This is a genomic window from Solirubrobacter soli DSM 22325 (assembly GCF_000423665.1).
GTDB classification, from domain to species: domain Bacteria; phylum Actinomycetota; class Thermoleophilia; order Solirubrobacterales; family Solirubrobacteraceae; genus Solirubrobacter; species Solirubrobacter soli.
Genome location: NZ_KE384071.1, coordinates 322,237 through 334,576, shown reverse-complemented (window position 1 = coordinate 334,576; position 12,340 = coordinate 322,237). Strand labels below are relative to the sequence as shown.

The 12,340-nt window shown below is 70.1% G+C and carries 12 protein-coding genes; 1 reads left to right on the top strand and 11 read right to left on the bottom strand.

What is annotated here, in order from left to right; translation table 11 throughout:
- The first annotated feature begins 3 nt into the window (after positions 1-3).
- Positions 4-291: a RyR domain-containing protein gene (locus G569_RS66595; RefSeq protein WP_028067180.1), complete on the top strand. Its 288-nt coding sequence runs from the start codon at positions 4-6 to the stop codon at positions 289-291.
- On the opposite strand, the gene G569_RS0137330 is transcribed toward G569_RS66595, so the two are convergent.
- The 11 genes from G569_RS0137330 to G569_RS0137275 form a co-directional block, all read right to left on the bottom strand.
- Complete coding sequence (locus tag G569_RS0137330; protein WP_028067179.1) at positions 288-2,516, bottom strand: TIR domain-containing protein; 2,229 nt, start codon at positions 2,514-2,516, stop codon at positions 288-290. The genes G569_RS66595 and G569_RS0137330 overlap by 4 nt on opposite strands.
- A 54-nt stretch (positions 2,517-2,570) precedes the next feature.
- The gene (locus tag G569_RS0137325) at positions 2,571-4,313 is read right to left on the bottom strand and encodes a GH39 family glycosyl hydrolase (RefSeq protein ID WP_028067178.1); all 1,743 of its coding nucleotides are present in this window, start codon (positions 4,311-4,313) and stop codon (positions 2,571-2,573) included.
- Positions 4,310-5,191, bottom strand: coding sequence for a carbohydrate ABC transporter permease (locus tag G569_RS54920; protein ID WP_053227583.1), 882 nt, complete (start codon positions 5,189-5,191; stop codon positions 4,310-4,312). The genes G569_RS0137325 and G569_RS54920 overlap by 4 nt, the downstream gene beginning before the upstream one ends.
- Positions 5,188-6,081, bottom strand: coding sequence for a carbohydrate ABC transporter permease (locus tag G569_RS54915; RefSeq protein ID WP_037501806.1), 894 nt, complete (start codon positions 6,079-6,081; stop codon positions 5,188-5,190). Before G569_RS54915 ends, G569_RS54920 begins: the two co-directional genes overlap by 4 nt.
- Positions 6,078-7,316 carry a sugar ABC transporter substrate-binding protein gene (locus G569_RS0137310; protein ID WP_028067177.1) on the bottom strand — a complete coding sequence of 413 codons (1,239 nt, stop codon included), beginning with the start codon at positions 7,314-7,316 and terminating at the stop codon, positions 6,078-6,080. The genes G569_RS54915 and G569_RS0137310 overlap by 4 nt, the downstream gene beginning before the upstream one ends.
- Positions 7,313-8,335, bottom strand: coding sequence for a LacI family DNA-binding transcriptional regulator (locus G569_RS54910; RefSeq protein ID WP_053227582.1), 1,023 nt, complete (start codon positions 8,333-8,335; stop codon positions 7,313-7,315). Before G569_RS54910 ends, G569_RS0137310 begins: the two co-directional genes overlap by 4 nt.
- Before the next feature lie 75 nt (positions 8,336-8,410).
- Complete coding sequence (locus G569_RS0137300) at positions 8,411-9,322, bottom strand: DUF559 domain-containing protein (protein ID WP_028067176.1); 912 nt, start codon at positions 9,320-9,322, stop codon at positions 8,411-8,413.
- Positions 9,323-9,475: 153 nt separating this feature from the next.
- A complete protein-coding gene (locus tag G569_RS0137290) occupies positions 9,476-9,802 on the bottom strand; it encodes an ArsR/SmtB family transcription factor (protein WP_028067175.1) in 327 nt (108 codons plus the stop codon).
- A complete protein-coding gene (locus G569_RS0137285) occupies positions 9,799-10,221 on the bottom strand; it encodes an SRPBCC domain-containing protein (protein ID WP_028067174.1) in 423 nt (140 codons plus the stop codon). Before G569_RS0137285 ends, G569_RS0137290 begins: the two co-directional genes overlap by 4 nt.
- A gap of 23 nt (positions 10,222-10,244) precedes the next feature.
- Positions 10,245-11,069: a metallophosphoesterase gene (locus G569_RS0137280; protein WP_028067173.1), complete on the bottom strand. Its 825-nt coding sequence runs from the start codon at positions 11,067-11,069 to the stop codon at positions 10,245-10,247.
- 184 nt (positions 11,070-11,253) lie between these two features.
- Positions 11,254-12,336, bottom strand: a complete 1,083-nt coding sequence (locus tag G569_RS0137275; protein ID WP_028067172.1) for a PfkB family carbohydrate kinase — start codon at positions 12,334-12,336, stop codon at positions 11,254-11,256.
- Positions 12,337-12,340 lie beyond the last annotated feature (4 nt).

Genomic DNA, 12,340 nt, shown 5'->3' with positions numbered 1-12,340 from the left:
GCCGTGCGTTACGTTCCGCGTCCGATCGACACGGCGGGCGTCTCCCTGCCCCCGCAACTCAGCGCCCTCGTCGAAGCGCTCGCCGAGCACACGCACGACGTCTGGGCGCAGGAGCGCCTCGATCAGGGGTGGACGTTCGGGGATACACGTGACGATGGTCTTCGGAGACACCCTTGTCTCGTCCCGTACGACCGGCTGCCCGAGTCCGAGAAGCGAATTGACCGACGGATGGCGATCGAGACGCTTCGAGCGACGCTCGTATTGGGATACAGAATCGAGCCGCCGGCCTAACCCCTCGGAGGAACCGGCCAACTTGAGCGCACCATTGCCGTGGCGAATGTGGCCGCGGCGTCGGCCGCATAGGCCTTCCACGTGTCGCGCTCCCGGGTCTGCTGCGAGATCGGCCCGCGCGCCTCGGCATTCGGCGCCGGTGGGCGCGGGACATCCGAGATTCCTCGAATCATCGCGAACCCGACGGCACGCCCGCCCGCGACGGCATCCCTGACGGCGAGGCCGGCCCCGGCGCTCTCCATCTCGACCGCGATGAGCTTGGGCCAGCTTCTGTGGACGCTCGCGAAGAACTCGTTCATCGGGTTGTCGACAACCTTGTCGCCCGACGCGATCGTGCCCACCTTGACCCGGGGGGTCCACCCTTCCGTATACGGCTTGGCCCGGATGCTCGTGTGCCAATCCGGGCTCTTGAAGTCGAAGACGCGAGCGGCCGTCACCACTGAGGGATCCGCCTGCGTCGTGAAATTGTGTCGAGGGCTGAAGCCCTCATCGATCTTCCCGTACTCGTAGCCGTAGATCTCAGATGAGATCACGAGGTCGCCAGGTGCGATCAGGTCCGGCGGGTCGCCCTCCGGCAATGCGCTGACACCGAAGGGGAGCAGGCCTCCGGCGATTCCGACCAGGAGCACGTATCGCGGGCGAAAACGCTTGATCGTGTTCTTGACCACGAGCACCGCGTTGTTGTTCCCCGGGTCGCCGGCCAGTGCGACGACCGCGCGGTACGGCCGGTCATAACTCAGCGTGTCGAGCTCAGCGAGTTGCCAGGCGTGCTGATTCGGCGACGAGCGTGTGGGGCGTGCTTCCTCGTGTCGATCGACGTGCGCGAGAACCGCGGCGTATTCCTCGGGCAAGATCGTCACGAACGCCACGTCCACCGAGCGGGACTGATCCATGGTCACAGGTTGCGCCACGCGCTCGCGAACGAGCAGATCATCGACATCTCGCACGATCGTCTCGACCCGAGCTTCGTCGTCGAGGTCCGATAGATCCTTGCCCTGTTCCTCCACCTCTGCACCCACACTCTTGTCCAGAAGGTACGGGACGACGCGCAGGCTGCCCGCCTTCGCGGCCTTGGTGGCTTCAAGGAACTCTTTCTGCGCATACGGGCTGTCGTGATACCCGCGTGTTACCAGGACGACGAAGAGGTCGCTTTCATGGACCAGTTGATCGAGCATCTGCTTCCAGTTCGCGCCGAGCGGAATCGCGGCATTGTTGAACCGGTAGTGGAAGTGCTCGATGTCCTCCTCATTGAGTCGGGCCGACAGGCGCTCCGCGAGCGAGTTCGCGTCGTTGAAGTTGCTGACGAAGACCTTGCGGCCTTTCCGTCCCTGGCCGCGGAAGTACTTCAACCCGTCGCTCAGCGTGCTGAATTGCTTTCGGGACGACCACAACGGAAGCAGTTGACGTCGGACCTTCTCGCGGGCCTCGTCCAAGTCCTGCCAGATCACAACCGGGTCGTCCACGACTGAGACGCCGCGGAGAAGTTGCCCGCTCACCAGGGGCCCCAACGCCTCCCTATCGATCTCAGCGGACAGGTGAAGGAGTCGAAGGCTTGGGACTGCTCTGCCATGGACGAACGAATACAACCAGGCGGGCAACCCACCGGGTGTGACATCGATCGCGACGAGGTCGAACGTGTCGAGTACGAGACAGAGATCGAGATTGCTCGAGTCCCTCCACGAGACCTCGACTGGCGTATATCCCCGCTCCAGGATCTGCTCACGTATCGCCCGGAAGCAGCTGCCGCTCTCGGTAAGGGGATCGAAGATCAGGCCGATCCTCCCTCGCAGCCTGCTGCGTCGCGGAGGATTCGGGGGCGTGGCGGCCTTCAGGTCCTTGAGCGCCGCGCGGAACCGGAGGCGGTCGTCCTCGAGCAGGTCGCGATCGAAGTCGCACACGGTCGCGCTGTGAGGGAAGTAGCGGCCGCTCACCCCGCTTTCGACGAACACGAGGTGCGGCTTCTGCGCCAGAACCGCCAGTCCGTACTCGTAGAGCGCGAACGGCGAGCACCCGTAGTACGGCTGCAACGCGCGATGCGTGATGATCCCGATGAGACAAGCGCTGCGCTTGACCAGGAACTCCAGATGCGGCGCTGACAGGACGCCCGACTTCGGGTCGACTGTACAGGTGAATCCGCTCTGCCAAAGAAGATCCCAGAAGAACTCATTGACGGTTCGGTCCGCCGCGCGATAGCTGTGTGTCAAATATGCAGCGATCCGGGGCATCGCACCACTGAGACCCATAGTCTCATATGAAGAAGCGGTTGCGGGTGATGCCCCTTAGGTGAGGCGCAGGCGCGCGATCCCCGGCATCGGCAGCTCGATCGTCACCTCGCCGGTGACGTCGCCGAGGTCTTCGACGTGCAGGCGGTCGGCGGCGCGCAGCTCCGCGAGCTCGGTCTCGGTCGGCCACGGGCGTTGCGCGTGCCAGTGCGCGGCGAGGTTCGAGTGCGTCGCGTCCACGCGCGCCAGCGTGGCGTGCCCCGCAGGCAGGCCGGTGATCGTCACCGTGCGGTCCAGCAGCGGGTCCCCGCCGGCCTTCTCCTGATCGAGGGTGCCGTTCCACAGCAGGACGTCGATCGCGCCGTCGGCGCCGCGGGCGGCCCAGCCGTCGACCAGCGTGCCCGCGCCGTCGCCGGACAGGTCGAGTGGCAGCAGCTCGTCGCCGAGCTGGTGCGCGAGCGCCAGCGCCCACCAGCGGGGCTTGCGCAGGTTGCCGACGGTCAGCAGTCCGAACCCTCCGTGCAGCAGCGCGGGCGGGCGGCCGAGCTCCTCGAAGTGGTCTGAGACGACCCAGTAGGCGAGCGCGTCCGCGCGGCCCTGGGCGGACTTCATGCCGTGTAGGAGGAACACGGCGCTGAACACCGTGTCGCTAATCTCGTAGAAGTGGGTCGGCGTGACGCCCCACTCGGTCCACCAGACCTCGACGTGCTCGAGCCCACGCACGCGCAGCGCCTCGCGCAGATCCAGGGGGAGGTTGCCGTACGTGTGGGAGGTCAGGAAGTCCAACGGCGAGCCCGCGCCGATCACGTGGTCGAGGAAGTCCGGGATCCAGCCCGCCGCCGCGGTCGCGGGACCGCCGACCAGCAGCCGCTCGTCGACCCCCTTGACCGCCTCGGCCGCGAGGTCGTAGAGCCGGAAGTAGTCCTCGCGGGTGCCGGTCCAGAAGACGTCGAGGTTCGCTTCGTTCCAGACCTCGAAGCCCCACCTGGAGACCTCGTCGATCCCGTAGCGCTCGACGAGGTGGGCGGCGAGCGCGCCGCACAGCGTCCCCCACGCCTCCCAGTCGTGCGGGACGCTGATGCCGGCGCCGTACTCGAAGACGGTCGCCTCCGGATCCTCGGCCAGCTCGCGGGGCATGAACGAGAGCTCGACGACGGGCCGCAGACCCAGCTCGAGCACGCGGTCGTAGACGGCGTCGACCATCGTGAAGTCGTGCTCGCCGAAGCGGTACACCGCCAGGTCGTCGTGGAGGATCGCGTGTGCGCGCACGCGGGTCGCGCCGAGCTCATCGCGCGCGAGCGCCAACGCCGCTTCGAACTCCTTGCCGACACCGGGCGTGTAGAGCTGCGAGAGCCGCTCGCTGCCGACCATCTGCCACACGCGGTTCAGTCGCCCCCCGTCGCCGTGGAGGTCCACATGGGCGCTGATCGGGCGCGGTTCGCTCGTCGGGGTCGCCGAGACCACCAGCGACAACGGGCCCGGCTCCGCGTCCGCGCCCGCGACGGACGCGATCGCGTAGAAGCGCTCGACGCCGGCCTCGCCCGTCGTGTCGGCGTAGCGCGGGCCGGGGTGGGCGAGGACGTCGCGGGAATGGTGGTCCAGCCGCGTCCACGGCCCGTCCGGGCCGGGCGCGTGGTGGATCAGATAACCCGCCGCGCCCTCAACGCTCGACCACTCGAGCGAGACGTGCCCCGAGCCCGCTCTCGCGGTCAGCGTCGAGGGCGCCGGCAGGTTTCGCGGCGGCGCCTGGCTCGCCCGCCGTCTTGAGATGTTCGACTCCCAGTGCGCACGTGCGCTCATCCCTTCAACCCCGTCATGGCGATCGACTGTGTGAAGTGGCGCTGGAGTGCCAGGAAGAGCACGACCACCGGGGCCACGAGCGCGACCGAGCCCGCCATCAGGAGGCCGTAGTCGGCTTTGTTCTGGCCGATCGAGAACGTCGCCAGCGCGACGGGAAGCGTGTACTTGGACTGGTCGGTCAGGGCGACCAGCGGCCAGAGGAAGTTGTTCCAGGTGGCGAGGAACTGGAACACCGCCAGCGCGGCCAGCGCCGGCTTGAGCAGCGGCAGCACGATCCGCCAGAAGATCCGCCACTCGCCCGCGCCGTCGATCCGTGCCGCGTCGATCAGGTCGTCGGGGACGCTGTGCATGAACTGGCGCATCAGGAACACGCCGAACGCGCCCGCCATGAACGGCACGGTCACCGCCGCGTAGGAGTTGACCAGCCCGAGCTTGGACATCAGCACGAACAGCGGCACGAGCGTCACGCTGCCCGGCACCATCAGCGTTGCCAGCGTCAGCCCCATCAGCGGCCGGTGCCCGGCGAACTTCAGCTTCGCCAGCGCGTAGCCCGCCATCGAGCAGAAGACGCAATTGGCGACGGTGACGACGATCGCGATGCCCACGCTGTTGACGAAATAGCGGAAGAAGTCCTGCTTGGAGAACAGCCGGCTGAAGTTGTCGAACGTCCACGTCTCGGGCAGCAGCGTGGGTGTCGTGCGGACGAAGTCGGCGTTGGTCTTGAACGCGCCGAGCAGCATCCAGATGAACGGCCCGACCATCAGGATCAGCCCGAGGAAGAGCAGCACGAACAGCCACAGCGGCGCCCTGCCCTTGACCTCGCGATGGGTCCTGCGCTTCGTGCGGCGGCGCGTCGTCGAGAGCGGCAGCGCGGTCATGATTTCGGCCTCAGCACGCGGAACTGGACGATCGCCAGCACGGCGATGAACACGAACAGCGTGTACGCCGCGGCGCTCGCGTAGCCCAGGTTGAAGAACCGGAAGCCCTGCTGGTAGACGAACATCGAGGCGGTGAAGCCCGACTGGTCGGCGCCGCCCTGCGGCCCGGTCATCACGAACGGCTCCTCGAAGACCTGCAGGTAGCCGATCGATGTGATGACCGCCGTGAACAGGATCGCCGGGCGCAGCATCGGCACGGTCACGTGGCGGAACAGCTGGCGGCCCTTGGCGCCGTCCACGCGCGCGGCCTCGTAGAGCTGCGGGTCGACGGTCTGCAGCGCGGCGAGGAAGATCACCATCGCGTTGCCGATGTTGCGCCAGACCGCGAGCGCGATGATCGAGGGCATCGTCGTCTTGGGGTCGCCGAGCCAGTCCGGTCCGTCGATCCCCACCTGCGCCAGCGCGGCGTTGAGGATGCCGACGTCCGGGTCGAGCATGTAGCGCCAGACGACGGCGATCGCGACGATGCTCGTGACCACCGGCAGGTAGAAGGCGACGCGGAAGACCCCGCGCAGCCTCCCGATGCCCTGGTTGAGCGCGACCGCCAGCAGCAGCCCGAGCGCGAGCGTGCACGGCACGCCGACGACGACGAAGTACGCCGTGTTGCGCAGCGCGCGGGTGAAGACCGGGTCGTCGAAGAGCTTCGTGTAGTTGTCGAGGCCGACGAACTCGGTCGTTCCCCAGGCCTGGATGTTGCCGATCGAGAAGCTCGTGAAGCTGATGACCAGCGACGCTCCGATCGGGACCAGCAGGAACAGGCCGAGGATCGCGGTGAAGGGGGCGGAGAACCCCCAACCCGCGAGGTTGCGGCGCGTCGAGAGGGTCGTCACGCAGTCCCGATCGAGTCGACTGTCTTCTCGAGCTGCTCAGCGGCCTGCCGGCCGGTGTCCTGGGTGCGGATGACCTTGTCGAGCTCGTTGTTGAGCGCGGTGCCGATCTCCTCCCACTTCGGGAACGGCGGCGGCGACTTCGCGTTCTCCAGCTGCTTGCCGAAGACCTCGACGTTGGGGTCGTCCTTGAGCGCCGGCAGGTCCCAGGCGGCCTGATTGGCCGGCAGGTCGCTCGAGATCTCGTACCACTTGGCCTGCGTCTCGGGCTTGGCCGTCCACTCGACGAACTTCCAGGCGGCGTCGCGGTTCTTGCTCGACTTGAACACGGCCCAGTTGGAGCCGCCGACGAAGGACGTGTTGGTCTCCTTGGTCGGCATCGGCGCCACCGCCCACTTGGAGTCGAACCCCGCGCCGCCCGCCTCCTTGATCAGGCCCATGTGCCACGGGCCGGAGAAGAACATCGGGTGCGTGCCGCGCACGAACGCGGGCGTGATGTCGAAGCCCTGCTTGGTCGTGTTCGGGCTCAGGCCCTCGTCGGCGAAGGACTTGTAGAACGCGGTCGCCTCCGCGCCCTGCGGCGTGTTGAGCGTGAACTTGTCGCCCTGCGCGAGGTCACCGCCCGCCTGCCACACGAACGGCAGGTACTCCTGCCAGTTGTTGGTCGAGAGGTTGATGCCGTACTTGGCGCCGCCCTTGTCCTGCATCGCGCGCGCCATCGTCTTGAGCTCGTCCCAGGTCTTGGGTGGCTCGGTGACGCCGGCCTTCCTGGCGATGTCCGTGCGGTAGTAGAGGAGGCGCGTCTCGACGTACCACGGCACGCCGTAGGTCTTGCCGTCGACCTTGACCGTGTCGGCGGCGCCCTTGAAGAACTGCGACTGGTCGATGCTGCTCGGCGCCTCTTCGAGCGCCTGCGTGCGGGCGAGCTCGCCCATCCAGGTCGTGCCGACCATCGCGACGTCGGGCGCCTGCCCGCCCGCGATGCTCGTGAGGATCTTGTCGTGCGAGGCGTCGACGGGGATGGAGGTCACGTTGACCTTCACGCCCGGGTTCTCGGCCTCGAACTCCTTCGTGAGCTTGCCGAGGATCTCGCCCTCGTTGCCCCAGGCCCAGACGTTGATCGTGCCGCTGGCCTTGCCGTTCGAGATCGGTGCGCCGCTGCTCGAGCCGCCGCCCCCGCACGCGGCCACGAGCAGGGCGAGCGCGGCCGTGGCGGCCGCGATCGTCGTTCGCATCATCGGACTACCTCCCTGGTGGTGAGCGGCATCTCGCAGCCGCAGCTCGCGCGGACGACCAACTCGCACTGCAGCGTCTGCGACTCGGCGGGCGCGCCCGCCACGCGCTGCGCGAGCAGCTCCGCGGCGATGCGGCCCAGCCGGTCCATCGGCTGGCGGACGGTGGTCAAGGCGGGTGAGACGAAATGCGCGAGCTGGATGTCGTCCCATCCGGTGACGGCGACGTCGATCCCAGGGCGCAGGCCCCGCTCCCTCAGCGCGCCGTACGCGCCGATGGCGATCTCGTCGGAGGCGCACACCAGCGCCGACGGCGGTGTGCGTTGGTCCAAGGCGGCGCCCGCCGCCTCCCGGCCCCCGCGCTCATGGAACGGGGCCGCGAAGGCGGCGGGCGGTGCCGGCACTCCCAGCGCGTCGTGCGCGTCCAGGAACCCCTGCCAGCGGTCTTCGGCGTCCGGTGACGCGCCCGGGTCGCCGATGAAGGAGAGGCGCGTGTGGTCATGGATCTCGACCAGGTGCGCCACGAGCCGACCCGCCGGCTCGCGATTCGCGCTGCGGACCGTGGGCAGATCGTCCACGGGCTCCCGCGCCAGCAGCACGAGCGGTACCCGTGCGGCCAGTGCCCGCACGGTGGCGTCATCCACCGTGCGACCCATGACGATCAGCCCATCGACCCGCGCCGACAGCTCCCGCGCGAGCTCACTCGCCCTCGGGCGGCCGTGCGTCGCCAGGATCAGCAGGCTCGAGCCCGCTGACACGCTGGCCGCCTCGGCGCCGAGCAGGACCGCCGAGTAGTACGGGCCCGCGAGGTCGGGGAACACGATCCCGATCGCGTCCAGCCGCTGACCCGCGAGCGCGCGGCCCGTCGGGTCCGGGCTGTAGCCCAGCTCGTCGATCGCCTGCTCCACCCGCTCGCGCGTCTCGGTGCTCACCGGCCCGACGCCGCGCTGCACGCGGCTCACGGTGGCGATCGAGACGCCGGCGCGCTCGGCGACGGCATAGATGTTCGCGCGTGGCGCTGTCATCGCTCCAGCTCACGCGTCGCCGGTCTCCCGCTCGGCACGCTGTAAGCGCTTACATGGGTACCTCGCTGTAAGCGCTTACAAACCTGTTGTTCTGCCGAGTTGACTGAGTACCCGCTCCGGCGCATGTTCCACCTCCTCGGCGGCGAATCGGACGACGGTCCAACCCGCCGCCCGCAGCTTGGCGTCGCGCCGTGCGTCGTCGCGTTTCTGGGCTGGCCGCCGGTGGCCGTGACCGTCGACCTCGACGATGAGCCTGCGATCCGGCCAGTGGGCGTCGACCTCCTCGCCCTCGACGTGCGCGTTCGACAGCGGGTGCGTGTGCTGGACGAGTCGCAGGAAGGTGAGTTCGGCGCGGCTCTTGGGGCCCTTCTCGCCGCGGCGATAGCGCGCGATCGCGTGTTCGAGCGCGTGCAGGTTGCGGCGGCCGTTCGCTCGTGCGATGGCTCGTTGCACGGCGTCGAGGTCCAGGCGCTTGCGCCAGGCCGCCTCGCTGACGATCGCGAGGATCTCGTGCTCGTCGGTGACGTCCGTGAGGTCGACGAGCGTCCGGGCGACGTTGGTCACGGGGATGCCGCGGTAGACGACGATGTCCAGCGGGTGGAGGGTGGTGCGATGGACGTGGACGCCGGGCACCGTTCGTCGTCGCGGCGACACCACGTGGATCTCGCCCGTTCTCCACCGGCGCACCTCGAAGAGCTCCGTCGCCGCCGTGTGACCGAGGCCGGTGTCGTCGCCGGCGGCGAGGACGGCCGCGAGCCACTCGCCGTATTGGGAGAGAGAGGCGTGGCCGACCGAGTAGACGCCGCGGTAGACGCGATGCAGCGCACCGCGGTGGACCCGGTCCCTGATGCCGCTCTGCGTCAGCCCGGCGGCGACGATTTGATCCTTCGTGGCGAGCCCGTGCTGGCGCCGGGCGAGGGCCGACAGCGCGAGGTCGACGGGGGGTCCGTACGTTGAGTGCGGCGTGGGCGCAGTGGGCGTACTCACCCCCTGGATGCTGCGGCGTTTCGTGTAACGGATCTACGCGCGATCGTTACAACTTCGTGCCAATGGTGCGAAAAATCGCGCTCGCCCTGTGGATCGCCTTCATCGTGATCGTGCTGGTGAAGGGGGTGTGGATACTCGCCGTGTTCGCGGTGATCATCCTCGCGCTTCGCGTGTGGAGTCTTCGGCGAGGGAGCGGATCGCGTCCAGGCGCGCGTCCCACGACGCCGCGAGCTTCGCCATCCACGCCGCCGTCTCCTGAAGCGGAGCGGAGCACACCACGTAGCGAACCTCGCGCCCGTGACGCTGCGCGGCGACGAGCCCGGCGCGGTCGAGGACGGCGAGATGCTTGATGACCGCCGGCCGGCTCACGGGCAGCTCGGCGGCCAGTGAGGTCGCCGTGCCGTGCCCGTGCTCGGCCAGCAGGTCGAGGACCCGGCGGCGGGTCGGGTCCGCGAGGGCGGTGAAGACGTCCTCGGTCACACCGCCACTTGCGCCGCGTACTGCTCCAGGTCGCCCAGTTCGTGCTTCCACCCGCGGGTGTTGCCCTCTTGGAGGCGGGCCTGCTCCTCGGCGCTCGTGCGCAGCTCGGTCCAGCCGGACTCGACGACGGTGACGCGGGTGCGGTCGCCCTCGGTGGCGAGCGTGAACTCGACCAGCGTGTCGCCGATCCCGGGGATATTGGCGTCCCAGCGGTAGGCGAAGTCGGTGGGGGCGTCGGCGCGGACGACGCGCAGCTCGGCCTCGCCGTGCTCGGCCCAGCGCATCTTGATGACGTCGCCGTCGCGCTCGGCCCCGGCGTCGCCGAACCAGCGGCCCATGTGCTCGGGCGTGGTGACGATGTCCCAGACGCGCTCGATCGGCGCGGCGATGAGGATGGTGCGTTCGATGGAGTCGGTCATGTCACCGTCAGGTTACACGTAACTCAGAGGTTACGCAAGGTCAGGACGTAGACCTCGGGCGGGGCGAGGAACCGGATCGGCAGACCCGACGTGCCGACGCCGCTGGTGACGAGCAGATGGCGGCCGTGCTCGACGATGTGGCCGCGCGCGTAGCGCTCGCCGTAGTAGGACGGGAGCATCGGCCGGCGCAGGCCCGGGATCGCGACCTGCCCACCGTGCGTGTGACCGGAGAGCGTCAGGCTGACCCGGTTCGGCACGCCCGGGAACAGGTCCGGGTCGTGGCTGAGCATGAGCACGGGCGCCCCGGCCGGGATGTCGCGCAGCGCCTTGCCGATGTCGGGGCGGCGATGCCGCAGGTCGGCGAGCCCCGCCACCCAGAACCCGGCGACCTCGACCGCCTCGTCCTCGAGCACGGTGATCCCGACCTGCTCGAGCGCCCGCCACATCCGGTCGCCCGAGTTGCGCCAGTCGTGATTGCCGATCACGGCGACCGTGCCGTTGGGGCTTTCGAGCCGCGCGAGCTCCTCCGCGACCTGTTCCGGCGTGAGCGGCTTGCGCCACTTCTGGCTCGCGTCGAGGTAGTCCCCGAGCAGCAGGTGCACGTCCGGCTCGCGCGCGTTGAGCTCGTCCACGGCGCGCCGGATCGCCTTGAGGCCCGCGTGAGGAACCCCGGCGTGGAGGTCGGACATCACCCCGGCGGTGAGCCCCGCGAGCCGCGCGGGCCAGTGCGGCAACGCGAGCTCGAGCTCCCGCACGACGAGCCGGCGCGGCTCGACGAACCCCGCGTAGGCCGCGAGCCCGGCGCCGGCGGCGAGTCCGGCGCCGAGAAGGGAGGCGGGGAGATTCACGTGGCGGCGGGCGGAGTGGGCCGGTGGGCGGCGGGCGGAGTGGGCGCGGCGGGCCGGTGGGCGGCGGCGGGCGAAGTGGGCGCGGTGGGCCGGCGCGCGATGGCGGGCGGAGTGGGCGCGGTGGGCCGGTGGGCGGCGGCGGGCGGAGTGGGCGCGGTGGGGCGGCGCGCGGCGGCGGGCGGAGTCATCGGGCGGCCTCGACGGCGGCGCGGGTGGGCATGCCGCCGCGGGCGCCGGCGGCGGTGGTGGAGAGGGCCGCGGCGGAGAGCGCGAAGCGGGCGGCGTCCGCGAGTGCGGACCCACGGGCGAGCTCGGCGGCGAGCGCGCCGTTGACGGTGTCGCCGGCGCCGGTCGTGTCGACGACGTCGACCTTCGCGGCCGGCAACCGCACCGGTGAGCCGCCCGGTTCGAGTAGAAGCGCGCCGTCACCGCCGAGCGTGATCAGCACGGCGGCGCCGGTGCGGGCGACGAGCTCGCGCGCGGCCGCCTCCGGGTCGTCACAGCCGGTGAGCTCAGCGGCCTCGGACGCGTTGGGCGTCAGCACGGCGAAGGTCGCGTCGGGCAGCTCGCGGGCGGGCGCGGGGTTCAGCACGACCGGCCAGCCCGCGGCGTTCGCCGCTCGCGCCGCCGCCGCGACGACGTCGGGGGCGACCTCGTTGCAGAGGAGAACGACGCCGCGTGGAGGGGTCGCGGGGGAGGACGCCGCGGGGGCGGGCGATGAGGACGCGGCCGCCGCGGGGGCGGGCGGTGAGGACGCGGCCGCCGCGGGGGCGGGCGGTGAGAACGCGGGCGCGGTGGCGGCGGGCGGTGAGGACGCCGTGGCGGCGGGCGGTGAGGACGAAGGCGCCGCGGGGGCGGGCGGTGAGGACGCGCGGGCGGGGTCGAGGAGGGTGTTCAGGGCGGCGGTCGCGTGGGGCGCGGTGAGGGCGGCGTTGGCGCCCGAGGCGACGGCGATCTGGTTCTCGCCGGAGGCGTCGACGACGATCAGCGCCACGCCGGTCGGGGCGTCCACGCGTGCGACGCCGGAGATGTCGATGCCCTCGCGCGCCAGTTCGGAGACGGCGCCGTCGCCCATCTCGTCGGCGCCGACGGCGCCGACGAACGCGACCGCTGCGCCCACCCGCGCCGCGGCGACGGCCTGGTTGGCGGACTTGCCGCCGCCGAAGCGGGCGAAGCGCCCGCCCGCCACGGTCTCGCCGGCCGCGGGCAGCCGGGCGACCGAGACGACGAGGTCCACGTTGATCGATCCGACGACGACGACACGCACGGGC